The sequence below is a fragment of the Streptomyces sp. NPDC023573 genome (assembly GCF_055559735.1).
Genome location: NZ_JBVHKB010000011.1, coordinates 279,744 through 299,316, shown reverse-complemented (window position 1 = coordinate 299,316; position 19,573 = coordinate 279,744). Strand labels below are relative to the sequence as shown.

General features: G+C 68.9%; 13 protein-coding genes and 1 tRNA gene. 12 read left to right on the top strand and 2 right to left on the bottom strand.

Going from position 1 to position 19,573, the window contains the following annotated elements; translation table 11 throughout:
• Positions 1–276: 276 nt before the first annotated feature.
• Positions 277–349: transfer RNA gene (locus tag ACZ32T_RS30850), tRNA-Thr, on the top strand.
• Between the two features lie 92 nt (positions 350–441).
• Here the strand turns inward: ACZ32T_RS30850 and ACZ32T_RS30845 are convergent.
• Positions 442–3,057, bottom strand: coding sequence for a SpoIIE family protein phosphatase (locus ACZ32T_RS30845; RefSeq protein WP_467270507.1), 2,616 nt, complete (start codon positions 3,055–3,057; stop codon positions 442–444).
• Positions 3,058–3,471: 414 nt separating this feature from the next.
• Here ACZ32T_RS30845 and ACZ32T_RS30840 point away from each other — a divergent pair, with 414 nt between their 5' ends.
• From ACZ32T_RS30840 to ACZ32T_RS30790, 11 genes are all read left to right on the top strand, one after another.
• Positions 3,472–8,907: a HAMP domain-containing protein gene (locus ACZ32T_RS30840; protein WP_467370296.1), complete on the top strand. Its 5,436-nt coding sequence runs from the start codon at positions 3,472–3,474 to the stop codon at positions 8,905–8,907.
• 244 nt (positions 8,908–9,151) lie between these two features.
• Positions 9,152–9,832: a response regulator gene (locus ACZ32T_RS30835; protein ID WP_467270501.1), complete on the top strand. Its 681-nt coding sequence runs from the start codon at positions 9,152–9,154 to the stop codon at positions 9,830–9,832.
• A gap of 109 nt (positions 9,833–9,941) precedes the next feature.
• Positions 9,942–12,725, top strand: a complete 2,784-nt coding sequence (locus ACZ32T_RS30830; RefSeq protein ID WP_467270499.1) for a DNA translocase FtsK — start codon at positions 9,942–9,944, stop codon at positions 12,723–12,725.
• 213 nt (positions 12,726–12,938) lie between these two features.
• A complete protein-coding gene (locus ACZ32T_RS30825) occupies positions 12,939–13,739 on the top strand; it encodes a helix-turn-helix domain-containing protein (RefSeq protein WP_467270497.1) in 801 nt (266 codons plus the stop codon).
• Positions 13,740–13,895: 156 nt separating this feature from the next.
• Positions 13,896–15,374: a 30S ribosomal protein S12 methylthiotransferase RimO gene (rimO, locus tag ACZ32T_RS30820; RefSeq protein WP_467270495.1), complete on the top strand. Its 1,479-nt coding sequence runs from the start codon at positions 13,896–13,898 to the stop codon at positions 15,372–15,374.
• Positions 15,371–16,213, top strand: a complete 843-nt coding sequence (gene pgsA / locus ACZ32T_RS30815; protein ID WP_467370294.1) for a CDP-diacylglycerol--glycerol-3-phosphate 3-phosphatidyltransferase — start codon at positions 15,371–15,373, stop codon at positions 16,211–16,213. The genes rimO and pgsA overlap by 4 nt, the downstream gene beginning before the upstream one ends.
• A complete protein-coding gene (locus tag ACZ32T_RS30810; protein WP_467270492.1) occupies positions 16,210–16,722 on the top strand; it encodes a CinA family protein in 513 nt (170 codons plus the stop codon). Before pgsA ends, ACZ32T_RS30810 begins: the two co-directional genes overlap by 4 nt.
• A gap of 109 nt (positions 16,723–16,831) precedes the next feature.
• On the top strand, positions 16,832–17,206 hold the full coding sequence (locus ACZ32T_RS30805) for a helix-turn-helix domain-containing protein (RefSeq protein ID WP_356710124.1): 375 nt from the start codon (positions 16,832–16,834) through the stop codon (positions 17,204–17,206).
• A 250-nt stretch (positions 17,207–17,456) separates the two neighbouring features.
• A complete protein-coding gene (locus ACZ32T_RS30800) occupies positions 17,457–17,927 on the top strand; it encodes a Dps family protein (RefSeq protein ID WP_467270489.1) in 471 nt (156 codons plus the stop codon).
• A 25-nt stretch (positions 17,928–17,952) separates the two neighbouring features.
• Positions 17,953–18,144 (top strand): CsbD family protein, encoded by a 192-nt coding sequence (locus ACZ32T_RS30795; protein WP_467270487.1) that lies wholly within the window; start codon positions 17,953–17,955, stop codon positions 18,142–18,144.
• A gap of 286 nt (positions 18,145–18,430) precedes the next feature.
• Positions 18,431–18,649, top strand: a complete 219-nt coding sequence (locus ACZ32T_RS30790; protein ID WP_467270485.1) for a hypothetical protein — start codon at positions 18,431–18,433, stop codon at positions 18,647–18,649.
• 93 nt (positions 18,650–18,742) lie between these two features.
• On the opposite strand, the gene ACZ32T_RS30785 is transcribed toward ACZ32T_RS30790, so the two are convergent.
• Positions 18,743–19,549 carry an Fpg/Nei family DNA glycosylase gene (locus ACZ32T_RS30785; RefSeq protein ID WP_467370292.1) on the bottom strand — a complete coding sequence of 269 codons (807 nt, stop codon included), beginning with the start codon at positions 19,547–19,549 and terminating at the stop codon, positions 18,743–18,745.
• Between the last annotated feature and the right edge of the window lie 24 nt (positions 19,550–19,573).

Below are 19,573 nucleotides of genomic sequence, written 5' to 3'. Positions count from 1 at the left end.
GGTACTGCAGGGGGGACCCTGTGGGAGAGTAGGACGCCGCCGAACAAATATTACGGACTAGCCCCGTGCCCTTGTGGCACGGGGCTTTTCTGCGTCCACGCCAGGGCCGCTCCTGTCTGACCGCCGGCCCTGGAGGAAGAGGACGGAAAGGCCAGGGTGGTGGCCGAGACGGCTGCTACTCGGCCGTGGAAGACCCCGGGTGGCAAACTTCGAACCGGTGGTTCTGAGCACCCCCAAGTTCGGGGTATGCTTTATCCCGTTGCCGCAAGGCAGCAGGCCCCAATAGCTCAGTCGGTAGAGCGTCTCCATGGTAAGGAGAAGGTCTGCGGTTCGATTCCGCATTGGGGCTCAACACATGAGAAAGGCCCCCGCCGGTGGCGGGGGCCTTTCTCATGTCCGGAGGTGTCTGGAGGATCCCGGGGGAGCTGAGGAGCCAGGTCCCTAGAGGCTCTGCGGCTCCGGGACGCGCATGGCCAGGATGGCCATGTCGTCGGATGCCGGCTCCGCTGCGAAGCGCTCGACGGCCCGCAGGATGCGCCCCGCCACCGCGCCGGCCGTGAGGCCCGTACACACGGCGAGAACATCGGCCAGGCCGTCGTCGCCCAGCATGCGGGCCCCCTCGCGGCGTTCGGTGACTCCGTCCGTCACACACAGGAGTACATCGCCCGGCTCCAGCGTGACCTCCTGCTCGTAGAGCTCGAGGTCCTCGATGACTCCGAGGAGGGGCTGGGGTTCCGCCGCCGCCTCCACGGTGCCGTCCTGGCGCAGACGCAGGGGGAGAGGATGACCGGCGCAGACAACCTTCAGCAGCGCACTCCCGTCCTCCTGGGGCCACAACTCCCCGTAGAGAAGCGTGAGAAAGCGGCTGCGCGCGCCTTCGTCCAGGATGGCGGCGTTGAGTCGCTCCAGCACCGCGGGGCCCCCGAACCCCTCGCGGGCCAGCAGGCGCAGGGCGTGACGGGCGAGGCCCGTGACGGCCGCCGCCTCCGGGCCCGTACCGCAGACGTCGCCGATGGCGAAGCCGTAGGCACCGTCGCGGATGGGGAACACGTCGTAGAAGTCGCCGCCGACCTCGTTGCCCTCGCCCGCCGCACGGTAGATGACCTCGATCTCGACGTTGGGCACATCGGGCAGACCGGGCGGGAGGAGGCTGCGCTGGAGTGACTGGCTGATGGCCATGCGCTCCGAGTACAGGCGGGCGTTGTCGAGGGCCAGAGCCGCCCGCCGGGACAGGTCCTCGGCGAGCTCCAGGATCTCCTGGCGGAAATGCTCGTCGGACGGCTTGCCGAGCGTGAGCATGCCGATCACGCGGTTCCTCGCCACCAGGGGCAGCACCACGGTCTCGCCGCCCACCGCAGCCGCGGTGGCCAGCGTCGTACGGGTGGCGGCCCCCATGCTGAGGGGCGCGTCCCTGCCCAGGGTGCGCTTGGAGGCGCGCAGGGCGGCCTGGTGGCCGGCCTCCGCGGGTGCCGGCCAGATGCGGGCTCCGGGGGCCGGCACGGGGTCCGGCGGATCGATGGAGGAGAGCAGGGCCTTGAGGCCGTCGATGCGCTCCTCGTCCTCATGGAGGACATAGGAGAGGTACGGCTCCGAGGACTGGTCCGCGATGGTGTAGACGGCGCACCAGGTGGCCAGCGTGGGCACGGTCATCTGTGCCATCAGCGCCAGGGTCTGGTCCCTGTCCAGGGTCCCGGCCAGCAGGTCGGACGCCTCCACGAGGAAGGACAGGGAGCCGCGGCGCAGGCGTTCCAACTCGCCCAGCCTGGCAGACTCGACGGCCAGCGCGATGCGGTCCGCGGCGAACTGCAGCCGCAGTGCCTCCTCGTTGGAATACCTGCCCGCCGCTTCGGCCGCGACCCCCAGGGAGCCGGTGAGACGGCCCTCGACCTTCAGCGGGACCGTGACGACCGAGCGCATCCCGGTGTCGCTGAGCAGCGGTACGGCGCCCGGGACCACGGTGAGGTCCTCGTGGACGGCGGGCATGCGGGCGGACCCGTAGCGGCCCGTGCCGGCCTCGACAGGGACCCGTGCGAAGCGCTGACGGGCCGAGGGAAGGCCGGTGGTCGCGCGGACCTCCAGCTCCGTCTCGTCATCGGTGGCCAGCAGCAGGAAGGCGGCGTCGGCGTCCAGCATGTCGCGCGCCCGCTCGACCGTGCGCTGCAGCAGTCCGTCGAGGTCGTCCGGGGCCGGTGAGCCGATGAAGATCTCGAACGGATCCGTGGTGCGGTTCTCGGCCGAGGTGTCGGACACAGGGGCGCGCACCGGCGTCTGGAGAACGGCGCGTTCGTAGTCGCGCACGAGGAGGCAGACGGTGGATGGCTCCCCGTCGGCATCGCGGACTCTGAGGTGCGAGGCGTAGACCGGGATGACACGGCCGTCGGCGCCGCGAAGGCCGTAACTGCCCTCCCACCGGGAGAGCTGCAGTGCGTCGGCGATGCCGGTGCTGGTCCCCGGGGTGTGCGGCCACGCCACGAAGTCGGTGAACTGCTTTCCGTCGACCTGCTCGGCGCCGTAACCGAAGAGGAAGGACGCGTCGTCGTTCCACGAGGCGATGGCCCCGGAACCGTCGATCTGTACGACGGCGACCCGGACACGCTGTTCCGCCACGGGCAGGAGAGCGGTGGGCAGGACGGGACTGGCCGAGCGGATACCCACAGGGCGTTCGGGAAGGTCGAGCTGGAACCAGACGTGTTTGTGCGTCGGTGTGTACTCGACGCCCCAACGGGAGGCGAGAGCCGCACAGAGGAGCAGGCCACGCCCGCCTTCCCGGTCCGGACTTCCGAAGTCGAGGCCGGAACTCTGGAGCGGCACCTCCCGCTCCGGGTAGTGGTCGGAGACCTCGACGCGTACGCCGTCCTCGGTGCGCAGGCAGAGCACATCGGCGGCCGTACCCGCGTGCACGACCGCATTGGTCACGAGTTCACTGGTAAGAACGACGGCGTCGTCAACGACGTCCGTGTAACCCCACCCCTGCAGGGTGTCGCGGACGAACGCGCGGGCGGTCGCGACCGAGCGTCCGACCGGATCGAAGGTGGCAGCCGCGCGCGCGGTGATCACAGCACTCCCCATATGGTGTCTCGTCGCTTCCCCGAGTCCTGTGCCCGTATATCGCCGCTTCGATTCGTCTGCCAGGCTAGACGTTCGCCCGGTGTCCCGGGTACACGAGGGCAGACTTGGGTGCGCAGAGCACCCGGTGGTTGTGCGCCCGGCGCACAACTGTGGGGCCCCCGGTGAGGAAAATGGGATGACCATGAGACTCTCCCCGCCCTCCCGTTCCGGCCTGGTACGTTTCAACGATTTGACGACCGCATAGTCACCCGTCGACGGTGTGCTGTGGCGGTGAGTCAAAGTGGAAGTGGGCAAGCTTCCGATAACGGCCCGAGCGATACGGTCAACCCCTGCGGGAGGGACACGGTGGAGTCTGGCGTGGCGGCGCGGGGTTCAGGAACGCGCACAAAAGGCGGGCAGTCCGTGAAAAAGCAGCGCAATGGAACCATCGAAGTGGACGCGGCAGCACTGAACAGACTGCTCGCGGCCCTCGTGGCGATGCGTGACGGCAACTTCCGCAGGAGGCTCACCGTCTCCGGCGACGGCGTCCTCACGGAGATCGCCGCCGTCTTCAACGAGGTGGCCGACCGCAATCTGCACCTGACGGGCGAGCTCGCCCGCGTGCGGCGTGTGGTCGGGCGGGAGGGGAAACTCACCGAGCGCCTGGAGACCGGCGCCTGTGAAGGCTCCTGGGCGGCCGCGATCGACGCCTCCAACGAACTCGTCGACGACCTGGCGCGACCCGTGTCCGAAGTCGGGCGGGTACTCTCCGCGGTCGCCGACGGTGACCTCGAACAGCGGATGGAACTGCGTACCCACGCACCGGACGAGACCGTACGCCCGCTCCGCGGGGAATTCCTGAAGGTCGCCCGCACGGTCAACAACCTGGTCGACCAACTGTCCGCGTTCACCGAACAGGTGACGCGCGTGGCGGTCGAGGTGGGCACCGAGGGCAAGCTGGGCGGTCAGGCCCAGGTACGCGGCATGTCCGGGTCCTGGAAGGACCTCACGGACTCCGTGAACACCATGGCCTACCGTCTCACGGCCCAGGTGCGCGACATCGCCCTGGTGACGACTGCCGTGGCCAAGGGAGACCTGTCACGGAAGGTCACCGTCCACGTGGCCGGTGAGATGCTCCAGCTCAAGAACACCGTCAACACGATGGTGGACCAGCTGTCGTCGTTCTCCTCCGAGGTGACCCGGGTCGCCCGTGAGGTGGGCACCGAAGGGGAACTGGGCGGGCAGGCAACCGTGCCGGGGGTGGCCGGAGTCTGGAAGGACCTCACCGACTCCGTCAACACGATGGCCGGCAACCTCACATCCCAGGTACGCGGTATCGCAGAGGTGACGACGGCGGTCGCCAACGGCGATCTGTCCCAGAAGGTCACGGTGAGCGCCCGCGGCGAGGTCGCGCAGCTGGCCGAGACGATCAACCAGATGACCGAGACGCTGCGTACCTTCGCCGACGAGGTGACGCGCGTGGCGAGCGAGGTCGGGGGTGAGGGTCTGCTCGGCGGCCAGGCACAGGTGCCAGGCGCGGCGGGCACCTGGAAGGACCTCACCGACTCGGTGAACACGGTCTTCCGGAACCTGACGACGCAGGTGCGTGACATCGCACAGGTGACCACCGCGGTGGCCAGCGGTGACATGACGCAGAAGGTCACCGTCGACGTGGCCGGCGAGATGCTGGAGCTGAAGAACACCGTCAACACGATGGTGGACCAGCTCCAGGCCTTCGGTTCGGAGGTGACCCGGGTCGCCCGTGAGGTCGGTGTCGAGGGCCGTCTCGGCGGCCAGGCGGAGGTGCCGGGCGCGGCAGGGACGTGGAAGGACCTCACCGACTCGGTGAACACCGCCTTCCGTAACCTCACCGGTCAGGTGCGTGACATCGCACAGGTGACCACGGCCGTCGCCAACGGCGATCTGTCGCAGAAGGTCACCGTCGACGTGGCCGGCGAGATGCTGGAGCTGAAGAACACCGTCAACACGATGGTGGCGCAGCTGTCCAACTTCGCCGACCAGGTGACGCGGATGGCACGGGACGTGGGCACGGAGGGCCGCCTGGGCGGTCAGGCGCGTGTCGACGGCGTCTCCGGCACCTGGAAGGAGCTCACCGACTCCGTCAACTTCATGGCCGGGAACCTGACCTCCCAGGTGCGCCAGATCGCCCAGGTGACCACGGCGGTCGCCCGGGGCGACCTGTCGCAGAAGATCGATGTGGACGCCCGGGGCGAGATCCTCGAGCTGAAGAACACCATCAACACCATGGTCGACCAGCTTTCCGCCTTCGCCGACCAGGTGACGCGGGTGGCCCGCGAGGTGGGCACGGACGGCCGCCTCGGCGGCCAGGCCCAGGTCCCCGGTGTGGCAGGCGTGTGGCGTGACCTGACCGACTCGGTGAACGGCATGGCGGGGAACCTCACCGCCCAGGTCCGCAACATCGCGCAGGTCGCCACGGCGGTCGCGCGGGGTGACCTGTCGCAGAAGATCGATGTGGACGCCCGGGGCGAGATCCTGGAGCTCAAGAACACCCTCAACACCATGGTCGACCAGCTCTCCAACTTCGCGGAGCAGGTGACCCGGGTGGCCCGCGAGGTGGGGACGGAGGGCATCCTCGGCGGACAGGCGGAGGTGCAGGGCGTCTCCGGCACCTGGAAGGACCTCACCCAGTCCGTCAACGGCATGGCGAACAACCTGACGCTCCAGGTGCGCAACATCGCCGAGGTGACCACCGCGGTCGCGAAGGGCGATCTCTCCAAGAAGATCACCGTCGACGCCAAGGGCGAGATCCTCGAACTGGTGACGACCGTCAACACGATGGTCGACCAGCTGATGAACTTCGGTGACGAGGTCACGAGGGTCGCCCGTGAGGTGGGCACGGAGGGCATTCTCGGCGGGCAGGCGCGGGTGCGCGGTGCCACCGGTATCTGGAAGGACCTCAGCGAGAACGTCAACCTGATGGCCAACAACCTGACCAGCCAGGTGCGGAACATCTCCAGGGTCTCCTCCGCGGTCGCCAACGGTGACCTGACGAAGAAGGTGACGGTCGAGGCGCGGGGCGAGGTCGCCGAACTCGCCGACACCGTCAACACCATGGTGACGACCCTGTCCTCGTTCGCCGACGAGGTGACCCGGGTGGCGCGCGAGGTGGGTACCGAGGGAGAGCTGGGAGGCCAGGCGCGTGTCCCTGGTGTCTCGGGCACCTGGAAGGACCTCACCGAGTCGGTGAACTCGATGGCGTCGAACCTGACCGGTCAGGTGCGCCAGATCGCCACGGTCACCACCGCCATCGCCAAGGGCGATCTCACCAAGAAGATCGACATCGATGCGCGCGGTGAGATCCAGGAGCTGAAGAACACCATCAACACGATGGTCGACCAGCTCTCCTCCTTCGCCGAGCAGGTGACCCGGGTGGCCCGCGAGGTGGGCACCGAGGGGCAGCTGGGAGGCCAGGCCAGGGTCAGGGACGTCGACGGGACCTGGCGCGACCTCACCGAGTCGGTGAACGAGATGGCGGGGAACCTGACCCGTCAGGTGCGCGCCATCGCGGCCGTCGCCACCGCGGTGACCCGCGGCGACCTCAACCTCAAGATCGACGTCGACGCGGCCGGCGAGATCCAGGTGCTGCAGGACAACATCAATACGATGATCGCCAACCTGCGCGACACCACGCTGGCCAACAAGGAGCAGGACTGGCTCAAGGGCAACCTCGCCCGGATCTCCGGTCTGATGCAGGGCCGCCGGGACCTGGACGACGTCGCCTCGCTGATCATGAGCGAGCTGACGCCCGTCGTCTCCGCCCAGCACGGTGCGTTCTTCCTGGCGATGTCCACCGGGGACGGCGACGAGGTCGGGTCGGACAGCGGCAGGGAGAGCTCGTACGAGCTGCGCATGCGCGGCAGTTACGGCTATTCCGCAGGCTCCATGCCGACCTCCTTCCGGCCCGGTGAGACGCTCATCGGCACGGCGGCCGAGGAGAAGCGGACGATCCAGGTGGACAACGTGCCGCCGGGGTATCTCAAGATCTCCTCCGGGCTCGGGGAGGCGCCGCCCGCGCATGTGATCGTGCTGCCGGTGCTCTTCGAGGGCCAGGTGCTCGGAGTCATCGAGCTGGCGTCGTTCCAGCCGTTCACCCACATTCAGCGAGACTTCCTCAACCAGCTCGCCGAGATGATCGCCACGAGCGTCAACACCATCAGCGTCAACACGAAGACCGAGAAGCTCCTGGAACAGTCCCAGGAGCTCACCGAGCAGCTGCGTGACCGTTCGCAGGAGCTCGAGAACCGGCAGAAGGCGCTGCAGGCCTCCAACGCCGAGCTGGAGGAGAAGGCGGAACTGCTCGCCCAGCAGAACCGCGACATCGAGGTGAAGAACACCGAGATCGAGGAGGCGCGCCAGGTCCTGGAGGAGCGCGCGGAGCAGCTCGCCGTCTCGATGCGCTACAAGTCCGAGTTCCTGGCCAACATGTCGCACGAGCTGCGTACGCCGCTCAACTCGCTCCTCATCCTGGCCAAGCTGCTCGCCGACAACGCCGAGGGCAATCTCTCGCCCAAGCAGGTGGAGTTCGCCGAGACGATCCACGGGGCGGGCTCCGACCTGCTTCAGCTGATCAACGACATCCTCGACCTGTCCAAGGTCGAGGCGGGCAAGATGGACGTCAGCCCGACCCGGATCGCCCTGGTGCAGCTGGTCGACTACGTGGAGGCGACGTTCCGGCCGCTCACCGCGGAGAAGGGGCTCGACTTCTCCGTACGGGTGTCCCCGGAGCTCCCCGCCACGCTGCACACGGACGAGCAGCGGCTGCTTCAGGTCCTGCGCAACCTTCTGTCCAACGCGGTGAAGTTCACCGACAGCGGCGCCGTGGAGCTGGTCATCCGGCCGGCCGGCGCGGATGTCCCGAACGCCATCAGGGAACACCTGCTGGAGGCCGGCTCGTTGCGTGACGCCGACGGCGACCTGATCGCCTTCTCGGTCACCGACACCGGAATCGGCATCGCGTCGAGCAAGATGCTGGTGATCTTCGAGGCGTTCAAGCAGGCGGACGGTACGACCAGCCGCAAGTACGGGGGCACGGGTCTCGGCCTCTCCATCAGCCGGGAGATCGCCCGGCTGCTGGGCGGTGAGATCCACGCGGCGAGCGAACCGGGCCGTGGCTCGACCTTCACGCTGTATCTGCCCCTGCACCCGAGCGAGCTGCCTCCGCAGGGCTACCCGCAGATGGGGCCCGGCCCCATCGAGGTCCACGCGAGCTCCACGGACGGCGCGCTGCACCTGGAGGCGTCGCAGAGCACCGGGACCGAGCAGCCACTGGGGGACCCCGCCAACTCCGCAGGGGTCTTCCGGCGCCGCCGCAAGGCGCTGGGCGGCACGGCACAGCGGCCCGCCCTGGCGAACGGCCGCTCCGGGGAGGAGAGCAGCGCCGCGCCGGAGGAATGGGTGCAGAGCGCGCAGGAGGAGCAGGCCCCCCGCCGGACGTTCCGCTTCCAGGGGGAGAAGGTGCTCATCGTCGACGACGACATCCGTAACGTCTTCGCCCTCACCAGCGTGCTGGAGCAGCACGGGCTTTCGGTGCTGTACGCGGAGAACGGGCGCGAGGGCATCGAAGTCCTTGAGCAGCACGATGATGTGACGATCGTTCTGATGGACATCATGATGCCCGAGATGGACGGCTATGCGACGACGACAGCGATCCGCCGGATGCCTCAGTTCGCGGGGCTGCCGATCGTCGCGCTGACCGCCAAGGCCATGAAGGGGGACCGTGAGAAGGCGATCGACTGCGGAGCCTCCGACTATGTGACCAAGCCGGTCGACTCCGACCATCTGCTGTCGGTGATGGAGAAGTGGATGCGCGGAGAGTGACCGGGTGGGGAGAGGCTCGCCGGAATTCGTCGTCCTGCTGTGCGCTGCGGGGTGTGAGTGTGCGGATTCCGGGGAACCTTCTGGTCTTCGACCGCGTTTTCGCTATGTGCACAGTGACATCGCGGTGACAGGGTGTGGTGACGGGCGGGGTGCGGCTACCATGACCGGCACAAGGACGGACGGCGTAAGGGAGTCGTCCCCTGGGGCGGCACCCGGTGCGATTCCGGGGCGAGGAGGACGGGCCATGGTGCAGAAGGCCAAGATCCTCCTGGTCGATGACCGGCCGGAGAATCTGCTGGCGCTGGAGGCCATTCTCTCTGCGCTCGATCAGACACTGGTACGGGCATCGTCAGGGGAGGAAGCGCTCAAGGCGCTGCTCACGGACGATTTCGCGGTTATTCTGCTGGACGTACAGATGCCCGGCATGGACGGATTCGAGACGGCCGCACACATCAAGCGGCGGGAGCGGACCCGGGACATCCCGATCATCTTCCTGACCGCGATCAACCACGGTCCGCACCACACGTTCCGCGGTTACGCTGCGGGCGCGGTGGACTACATCTCGAAGCCCTTCGACCCCTGGGTGCTGCGCGCCAAGGTCTCGGTCTTCGTCGAGCTGTACATGAAGAACTGCCAGCTGCGCGAACAGGCGTCACTGTTGCGGCTCCAGCTCGAAGGCGGTGCCCATCAGGGTGCCGACGAGAAGGAGCCGGCGGGTCTGCTCGCGGAGCTCTCGGCCCGGCTCGCCGCGGTCGAGGAGCAGGCGGAGGCACTCTCCAAGCAGTTGGACGACGAATCGGCGGACGCGGCAGCAGTGGCCACCGCCGCCCATCTCGAGCGCAAGCTCACGGGACTGCGCCGCGCGCTCGACGCGCTGGAACCCGGGACGGGCGGTTCCGCGGCACCCCTGCCCTCGCAGAGCTGACCTGTCCCGCTGAGAGGGCGTCAGTTCAACGCCTGTGCAAGGGCGACACGGAAGGGTGAAGCCGTAGGCACACGTGTCCACCGGCGTCGGCACCGGTAACCTCAGTCACATGGCCTCACGTACGTCCGGCAAGGGTTCCCTGGGCACGGCGGGCACCGCGAAGCGTGCCGGCCGTACCCAGGGACCGGCGAAGAAAGCAGCGCCCGCCAAGAAGGCGGCGGCGAAGAAGACGGTGCCCGTCAAAAAGGCACCGGCCAAGAAGGCTGCCGCGAAGAAGCCCGCGCCCAAACCCGCACCTTCTCCCACAGGTGGCGTGTACAGGCTCGTCCGCGCCCTGTGGCTGGGTACCGCGCACGGAGTCGGGGCAGTGTTCCGCTCCATAGGGCGCGGTGCGAAGGGACTTGACCCGGCACACCGCAAGGACGGGCTCGCCCTGCTGCTCCTGGGGCTCGCTCTGGTCGTGGCGGCCGGCACCTGGTCGCATCTGCGGGGCCCCGTGGGTGATCTCGTCGAGATGCTCGTGACCGGGGCGTTCGGCCGGCTCGATCTGCTGGTGCCGATACTGCTGGGCGCCGTCGCCGTACGGCTGATTCTCTATCCGGAGAAGCCCGAGGCCAACGGCCGCATCGTGATCGGGCTCTCCGCCCTCGTCATCGGCGTGCTCGGGCAGGTCCACATCGCCTGCGGATCACCGGGCCGCGAGGACGGCACCGGAGCCATGCAGGACGCGGGCGGCCTCATCGGCTGGGCCGCTTCCCAGCCCCTCGTCTTCACCATGGGCGAGGTCCTCGCCGTCCCGCTGCTCCTGCTGCTCACGGTCTTCGGACTCCTGGTCGTCACCGCCACCCCGGTCAACGCCATCCCCCGGCGGCTGCGGCAGCTCGGGGTCAGGCTCGGCATCGTCGACCCGGTGGACGTACCGGGCGAGGAGGACGGGAGCGACGACGAGCGGTACGACGAGCAGTGGCGCGAAGGGCTGCCCGAGCGCACCCGGCGTGCCCCGGCACGCCGCCCGGGTCACGACGACGCGTACGACCCGGACCAGGCCGAGGGCGAGGCGCTGGCCAAGCGGCGCAGGCCCCGCAGGCCGTCCGCGCAGCCCGCGATGAACCGGCCCCTGGACGCCGTGGACGTCGCGGCGGCCGCGGCGGCCGCGCTCGACGGGGCGGTGCTCAACGGCATGCCGCCCTCGCCTGTCGTCGCCGATCTGACCCAGGGCGTCTCCACCGAGCGGGACCGTGAGCGGACCGGCACCCCGGTGCCCGGGGCGCGGTCGGCCGAGAAGAACCCGCCCCGTGGCGGGCGTCCGGAGAAGAGCGCCTCGTCCTCCGAGGACAGCGTCCCCGATCTGACCAAGCCGGTCCCCGAGCGGCCCGAGGGGCTGCCCAACCGGGCCGAGCAGCTGCAGCTCTCCGGTGACATCACGTACTCCCTGCCCTCGCTGGACCTCCTGGAGCGCGGTGGCCCCGGCAAGACGCGCAGCGCCGCCAACGACGCGGTCGTCGCCTCCCTGACCACCGTCTTCACGGAGTTCAAGGTGGACGCGGCCGTCACCGGCTTCACCCGTGGCCCGACCGTCACCCGGTACGAGGTGGAACTCGGACCCGCCGTCAAGGTCGAGCGGATCACCGCCCTCACCAAGAACATCGCCTATGCGGTCGCCAGCCCGGACGTCCGGATCATCTCCCCGATCCCCGGGAAGTCCGCCGTCGGCATCGAAATCCCCAATTCCGACCGGGAGATGGTCAATCTCGGCGACGTCCTGCGTCTCGCGGACGCGGCCGAGGACGACCATCCCATGCTGGTGGCGCTCGGCAAGAACGTCGAGGGCGGCTACGAGATGGCCAACCTGGCGAACATGCCGCACGTCCTGGTCGCCGGTGCGACCGGTTCCGGAAAGTCCTCCTGCATCAACTGTCTGATCACCTCGGTCATGGTGCGGGCGACACCCGAGGACGTGCGGATGGTGCTCGTCGACCCGAAGCGCGTCGAGCTCACGGCCTACGAGGGCATCCCGCACCTCATCACGCCCATCATCACCAACCCGAAGAAGGCCGCCGAGGCACTCCAGTGGGTCGTGCGGGAGATGGACCTTCGCTACGACGACCTCGCGGCCTACGGCTTCCGGCACATCGACGACTTCAACCACGCGGTCCGCACCGGCAAGGCCAAGGCGCCCGAGGGGAGCGAGCGAGAGCTCTCGCCCTACCCGTACCTGCTCGTCATCGTCGACGAGCTGGCGGACCTCATGATGGTGGCTCCGCGTGACGTCGAGGACTCCATCGTCCGGATCACCCAGCTGGCGCGTGCCGCCGGTATCCATCTGGTCCTCGCCACCCAGCGCCCCTCGGTCGACGTCGTGACGGGTCTGATCAAGGCGAACGTGCCTTCCCGGCTCGCCTTCGCGACCTCCTCCCTCGCCGACAGCCGGGTCATCCTCGATCAGCCCGGCGCCGAGAAGCTCATCGGGAAGGGCGACGGCCTCTTCCTGCCGATGGGGGCGAACAAGCCGACCCGTATGCAGGGGGCCTTCGTCACCGAGGGCGAGGTCGCGGCCGTCGTCCAGCACTGCAAGGATCAGATGGCACCGGTCTTCCGCGAGGACGTCGTGGTCGGCACCAAGCAGAAGAAGGAGATCGACGAGGACATCGGCGACGACCTCGATCTGCTCTGTCAGGCGGCCGAGCTGGTCGTGTCCACACAGTTCGGCTCGACATCGATGCTCCAGCGCAAGCTGCGCGTCGGCTTCGCCAAGGCCGGACGGCTGATGGATCTGATGGAGTCGCGCAACATCGTGGGTCCCAGCGAGGGTTCCAAGGCGCGCGATGTCATGGTGAAACCGGACGAGCTCGACGGTGTGTTGGCCGTCATCCGCGGGGAAACCGCTTCGTAAGAGTTTTGCGGGCAACCGTTTCGCCCGGTCGTACGTCAAGTTGAAGAAAGGAGCAGCGGGATGGTCCGTCCGGTGCTCCGCCCTCCGCCCTGCCCGAGGGGCTCCCCGGCGAACCCGATGGCGTACAAAGTCGTCGCTCCCGGTTGCCCCACCCTTTCGTACCACCCCTAGACTGAACGTCCAGCAGGTGGCTCACGCTCGAAAGGCGCCCCCGTGTCCATCGGCAACTCCCCCGAAGACGACCGCCCTTCGATCGGTCGCGCGCTTCAGCAGGCTCGCATCGCCGCAGGTCTGACGGTCGAGGAAGTCAGCAGCTCCACCCGGGTGCGCATCCCCATCGTGCACGCGATCGAGGAGGACGACTTCTCCCGCTGCGGCGGTGACGTGTACGCCCGCGGCCACATCCGCATGCTCGCCCGTGCCGTCCGGGTCGACCCCGATCCACTGATCGCGGAGTTCGACGCCGAGCACGGCGGCCGCCCCGCCCCCACGCCCGCCGCGCCACTGTTCGAGGCGGAGCGGATCCGCTCCGAACCCCGTCGGCCCAACTGGACCGCGGCCATGGTCGCCGCGATCGTCGCCGTGGTCGGCTTCGTCGGCTTCACGCTCTTCAGCGGCGAGGACGAGGGTTCGGGTTCGGCACAGGTGGCCGAGGGCTCGACTCCCGACAAGACGACTCCCGAGCCCACCACGACCAAGCCCGCCGACCCCAAGCCCGTCCCCTCCGAAAGCGCCATCGCCGCGGCCCCGCGGGACAAGGTGACCGTGAGGCTGAGTGCCGCCGAGGGCAAGAGCTGGATCTCCGCCAAGGATCACAACGGGCGGCTGCTCTTCGACGGCCTGCTCGCCCAGGGCGACACCAAGACCTTCCAGGACAAGGAGCGGGTCGACCTCGTCCTCGGAGACGCCGGAGCGATCGATCTCTTCGTGAACGGCAAGAAGGTCGACGACCAGTTCGAATCGGGACAGGTCGAACGGCTTTCGTACACCAAGGGTGACCCCGAGGTCGGCTGACCTCTCTCCACCCGTGTCTTCCCGACGGTGAGTGCCCGGCAGGAACCGGCACTCACCGTCGTGCTTTCCCTCGTCTTCACCGGCTGTTCGGTCACTCCCCGTAGCGGTCAACCCTGCTCGGCAAGGTGAGTGCCGGGACAAAGTAGTCTTGAGCCCATGCCCGAACGCCGTACCGTCGCCCTTGTCACTCTTGGCTGCGCCCGTAACGAGGTGGACTCGGAGGAGCTCGCAGGCCGCTTGGCAGCGGACGGCTGGGAGCTCGTCGAGAACGCCACGGACGCGGATGTCGCCGTCGTCAACACCTGTGGGTTCGTGGAGGCCGCCAAGAAGGACTCCGTCGATGCCCTGCTCGAAGCCAACGATCTGAAGGATCACGGCAGAACCCAGGCCGTCGTGGCCGTCGGCTGCATGGCCGAGCGCTACGGCAAGGACCTAGCCGAGGCGCTCCCGGAAGCGGACGGAGTCCTCGGATTCGACGACTACGCCGACATCTCCGACCGCCTGCAGACCATCCTCAACGGTGGCATCCACGCCTCCCACACCCCGCGTGACCGGCGCAAGCTGCTGCCGATCAGCCCGGCCGAGCGTCAGGACGCCGCCGTCGCGCTGCCCGGGCACGCCCAGGAGATCGCACCGGCTCCCGCGGACCTCCCGGAAGGTGTCGCGCCGGTCTCCGGACCGCGGGCACCGCTGCGCAGGAGGCTGGGGACCAGCCCGGTCGCCTCGGTGAAGCTCGCCTCGGGCTGCGACCGGCGCTGCTCGTTCTGTGCCATTCCGTCCTTCCGCGGCTCGTTCATCTCCCGGCGCCCCTCCGACGTCCTCGGCGAGACCCGCTGGCTCGCCGAGCAGGGCGTCAAGGAGGTCATGCTCGTCTCCGAGAACAACACCTCGTACGGCAAGGACCTCGGGGACATCAGGCTGCTGGAGACCCTGCTGCCCGAGCTCGCCGACGTCGACGGGATCGAGCGCATCCGCGTCAGCTATCTGCAGCCCGCGGAGATGCGGCCGGGGCTGATCGACGTACTCACCTCGACGCCCAAGGTCGCCCCCTACTTCGACCTCTCGTTCCAGCACTCCGCCCCCGGGGTCCTGCGCGCGATGCGTCGCTTCGGCGACACGGACCGCTTCCTCGAACTCCTGGACACCATTCGGTCGAAGGCGCCGCAGGCCGGTGCGCGTTCCAACTTCATCGTGGGGTTCCCCGGTGAGACGGAGGCCGACCTCGCCGAGCTGGAACGCTTCCTCTCCGGCGCACGCCTGGACGCCATCGGAGTCTTCGGCTACTCCGACGAGGAGGGCACCGAGGCCGTCGGTTACGAGAACAAGCTGGACGCCGACGTCATCGCGGAGCGTCTCGCCCACATCTCGCAGCTCGCCGAGGAGCTGACCTCGCAGCGGGCCGAGGAGCGGATCGGGGAAACCCTCCAGGTCCTCGTCGAGTCCGTGGAGTCCGAGGAGGACGGGCCCGTGGCGGTGGGCCGGGCGGCCCACCAGGCGCCGGAAACGGACGGACAGGTCGTCTTCACCGCACGCGAAGGGCTCGTGCCGGGCCGTATGGTCGAAGCGAAGGCAGTGGGCACCGAGGGAGTGGACCTCGTGGCCGAACACCACGAGCTTGCGGAGGCGGCCAGATGACGGGAGCCCCGGCATCCGCGGCAGGCGGCTCCGGCGCGACGCCGGCGACCCGGGGCGGCAATCTGGGCGGGGCGGCCGTCAACCAGGCGGGGCTGTGGAACATCGCGAACATCCTCACGATGGTGCGGCTGCTGCTCGTCCCGGGCTTCGTCATGCTGCTCCTGCACGACGGTGGCTACGACCCCGTCTGGCGGTCGTTCGCCTGGGCGGCCTTCGCGATCGCCATGATCACCGACATCTTCGACGGTCATCTGGCACGCGCGTACAACCTGGTCACCGACTTCGGCAAGATCGCCGACCCGATCGCGGACAAGGCGATCATGGGCGCGGCACTGATCGGTCTGTCCTCGCTCGGTGATCTGCCCTGGTGGGTCACGGGCGTGATCCTCTTCCGTGAGCTCGGCATCACACTCATGCGTTTCTGGGTCATCCGGCACTCGGTGATCCCCGCCAGCCGCGGCGGGAAGGTGAAGACCCTCGCGCAGGGCATCGCCGTGGGGATGTATGTCCTGGCGCTGACCGGCCCCCTGGCGACTCTGCGCTTCTGGGTGATGATGGTCGCCGTCGTCCTGACGGTCGTCACCGGCCTCGATTACGTGCGCCAGGCCGTCGTGCTGCGCCGCCGCGGGCTCGCCGCCGAGCGGGCCGCCGCCATGGAGGCGGTCGCGGCGGCAGCGGACACGAGGGCTCCCGCCGGGACGCGGATCGCGACCGACGGCGTCGGCGGAACGCCTGACGCCCCGGCGCAGCCCGGCCTGGAGCCGGCGGCGGAGTCCGCCGGAGAACCGGTCGCGGAACGCGTGGCAGGCAGCCGGGGCGCCGCGGAGGCGGAGCGGTGACCTCCGCAGCGGCCCAGGTGCTGCGACGGCTTCAGGAGCGCGGTGAGACGCTCGGGGCCGCCGAGTCCCTCACGGGCGGTCTGGTGGCCGCCGAGCTCACCTCCGTACCGGGAGCCTCGCGGAGCTTCCGCGGGTCCGTCACGGCGTACGCCACGCCCCTGAAGCGTGACCTCCTGGGCGTCGACGGCCTGCTCCTGGACGAGCGCGGCGCAGTGGACCCAGACGTCGCCCGGGCGATGGCCGCCGGCGCGCGCCGGGTTCTCGGAGCGGACTGGGGCGTTTCGACCACGGGTGTCGCCGGTCCCGAGCCGCAGGACGGCAAACCTGTCGGAACGGTCTACATAGCCGTTTCCGGGCCGGGTGGCGTGCAGAAAGTCGCCGAGCTGAGGTTGAACGGCGGGAGGGCGGACATCCGTAAGGAGAGTGTACGGAGCCTGCTCGAACTGCTCTCCGGCGAACTCGGCGAAAATGCGAGGGCACAGGATACGGAACAGAACGGGGGGAATTGATGTTTGCAGCCCTGAGTGAACACGACATCGCTCCCCGCACGGCCGCGGCGCAAGGCGGTACGGTGGGGCGTGAAGGATGCGGCTACGCGGTCCGAGGAGGGAGCCACCGATGATTCTGCTCCGTCGCCTGCTTGGTGACGTGCTGCGTCGGCAGCGCCAGCGCCAAGGCCGTACTCTGCGCGAAGTCTCCTCGTCCGCCCGAGTCTCGCTCGGCTATCTCTCCGAGGTGGAGCGGGGGCAGAAGGAGGCATCCTCCGAACTGCTCTCCGCCATTTGCGACGCGCTGGACGTACGGATGTCCGAGCTCATGCGTGAAGTGAGCGATGAACTGTCCCTGGCCGAGCTGGCCGCTTCGGCAGCAGCCAGTGATGCGGTGCCTGTGCCAGTACGCCCGATGCTCAATTCCGTCTCTGTCGCCGGTGTGCCGACGGGACGGGTGACCATCAAGGCGCCCGCAGAAGCGGTGGATGTCGTCGCCGCCTGACCGCACGGTTCATGGTGAACGAAAGCCCCGGCTGCCCTTCGAAGGGCAGCCGGGGCTTTCGCATGCCCGGTGTGTGCCGGGCACGTTCGCGGGGCAGGCGCGCAGTGAGGCCGAAGGGTGTTTCTCCGGGCCTCCGGCTCCGGACCGTCGGCGTCGGATCCCCGGAACAACCACCCGGATGCCCCTTTCGACCCATATGTGACATCGTGGACCAATGGTAGGTCGAACAGCTATCTGAACGGAGAAGTGCATGTCCGTCGTGAAGAGCGCCCTGTCCGAAGGCGACCTCAAGGTAGTGGGGGACGCGTTGCAAGGCGCGCTGGTCGACCTGGTCGACCTCTCCCTGGTGGCCAAGCAGGTCCACTGGAACGTTGTCGGCCCGCGCTTCCGCTCCGTACACCTGCAGCTCGACGAGGTCGTCGACACCGCGAGGCAGCACTCGGACACGGTCGCGGAGCGAGCCTCCGCGATCGGCGTCAACCCGGACGGGCGGTCCCGGACCCTCGCGAAGACCACCGCGATCGATGCCGTGCCCGACGGCTGGATCAAGGACGTCGACGCGGTGCGTGTGCTCGTCGACGCTCTGCGCGTGGTCATCGACCGCATGCGTGAACGGATCGAGGCGACCGACGATCCGGATCCCATCAGCCAGGACATCCTGATCACGCTCACCGCGGATCTCGAGAAGCACGCATGGATGTTCCAGGCGGAGAGTGCCTGAACCCGAACTCGAGGAAGGAATCGCCGTGACGGACAAGAAGGCCATGGACAAGCTCAAGGGCAAGGCCAAGGAAGCGACCGGCAAGGTCACCGGAGACCGTCGCAAGGAAGCCGAAGGCAAGTCCGACCAGGCCAAGGCCAAGACGGAGGGCGCCCTGGGCGCCACGGGCGACCGCGCCAAGGGCGTCAAGGATTCCCTCACCGACGACGACAGGTAGGAGCAGCGGCCCCCCGGTGTGCCCCCGCGGATCACGGTCCCGGGGGCACCGGCATGCCCGGGCGCACCGGCATGGCCGGAGCACCGGTATGCCCGGGGCCGTGGGATGCAGTCGGCGCCGACCCGGGGGAAACTGCGGGGGAGAGCCGGGCCACATCTCTCCCGTCATCGGCCCGAGGAGAGAGCGCACACTGTCGTTCCGCTCGCGCCGTGCACGCCGGCAGTGCACCGATGCGCTCTCCCGCCAGGAGATCGTGCCGTACTAGCGTCGGCCGGAGGAGGCAGCCATGGTGCGGCGATGGGTGCCGGTGCTCGTCCTCGGTGGTGTGTGGTGGTGGGCGGTGCTGCGGCTGCTCCTGGAGCCACAGCACACCGGAGTGGTGGAGGGGGCGGTGGCGGCCGGCGGTTGGGGGCTGAGTCTGCTGCCGGTTCATGTGGCGTCCTCGGGGCGGCCGGAGAAGGCTGCCGATGAGCCTGCGGTGGACCGGAGGGACATACCCTCCTAGTTCCTCCCTCGGCAGAGAGCGGCCGTCCCGTCGGGTATTGCCTGATGGCATCTGTCTCCCCGTGCGTGCGGGGGCGCCGCCCAGGCACGGATCTCAGCCGGTGGGCCCGGACTGGCAGTGCGGACACCAGTAGGTGGGGCGGTTGTCACGGTCCGCGACGCGGATGGGCGTACGGCAGCGAAGACAGGGCCGGCCGGCCCGCCCGTAGACGAAGAGACGCTCCCGTGTACGACTGCGGGACATGGCCGCCGTCGCCCTGGTCGTGGTCCGCACAGGCCGGTCGCGATTGGCCTCCAGCAGCTGTCCGGCCGTACTGACCAGACGGGTGACGACGGGCAGGGGGAGCTCGCCCACCGGGAGCCACGGCGTCGCGCGGGCCATGAAGCAGAGCTCGCACATGTAGACATTGCCGATACCGGCCAGGTTGCGCTGGTCCAGAAGCGCGTCCCCGATCCGGCGTCCGGGGTCGGCGAGCAGATTGCGCAGCGCGGTGTCCGCATCCCAGTCCGGCCCCAGCAGATCGGGTCCCAGATGGCCTACCACCTGAGCCTCGTCCTCGGTGCGGAGGAGTTCGAGGACTGGCAGGCGGTAACCGACGGCGGTGTGCTCCGCGGTGGCGAGCACGGCCCGGATCTGATGGGCGGGGCCGCCTCGCCAGCGCTCGCCGGGGTCGTACACGCGCCAGGAACCCTCCATGCGCAGATGGCTGTGAAGGGTGAGTCCGCCCTGGAACCGGGTGAGCAGGTGCTTACCGCGCGCCGTGACGTCCAGGACGGTCCGGCCGGTCAGGTCCGCTGTGGCGAACCGGGGGACCCGCAGGTCGGAGACCGTCAGGGTCTGGCCGGCGAGTGCCGCGTCGAGCCGCCGGGCGGTCTGTAGGACGGTGTCACCTTCGGGCATGTGTCCATGATGCGCGGACGGAGC

Bases quoted from the DNA above. Each gene is read 5' to 3' on its own strand.
- ACZ32T_RS30835 (WP_467270501.1), top strand. From the start codon at position 9,152: ATGGTGCAGAAGGCCAAGATCCTCCTGGTCGATGACCGGCCGGAGAAT.
- ACZ32T_RS30830 (WP_467270499.1), top strand. From the start codon at position 9,942: ATGGCCTCACGTACGTCCGGCAAGGGTTCCCTGGGCACGGCGGGCACC.
- rimO (WP_467270495.1), top strand. From the start codon at position 13,896: ATGCCCGAACGCCGTACCGTCGCCCTTGTCACTCTTGGCTGCGCCCGT.
- pgsA (WP_467370294.1), top strand. From the start codon at position 15,371: ATGACGGGAGCCCCGGCATCCGCGGCAGGCGGCTCCGGCGCGACGCCG.
- ACZ32T_RS30805 (WP_356710124.1), top strand. From the start codon at position 16,832: ATGATTCTGCTCCGTCGCCTGCTTGGTGACGTGCTGCGTCGGCAGCGC.
- ACZ32T_RS30800 (WP_467270489.1), top strand. From the start codon at position 17,457: ATGTCCGTCGTGAAGAGCGCCCTGTCCGAAGGCGACCTCAAGGTAGTG.
- ACZ32T_RS30790 (WP_467270485.1), top strand. From the start codon at position 18,431: ATGGTGCGGCGATGGGTGCCGGTGCTCGTCCTCGGTGGTGTGTGGTGG.
- ACZ32T_RS30785 (WP_467370292.1), bottom strand. From the start codon at position 19,549: ATGCCCGAAGGTGACACCGTCCTACAGACCGCCCGGCGGCTCGACGCG.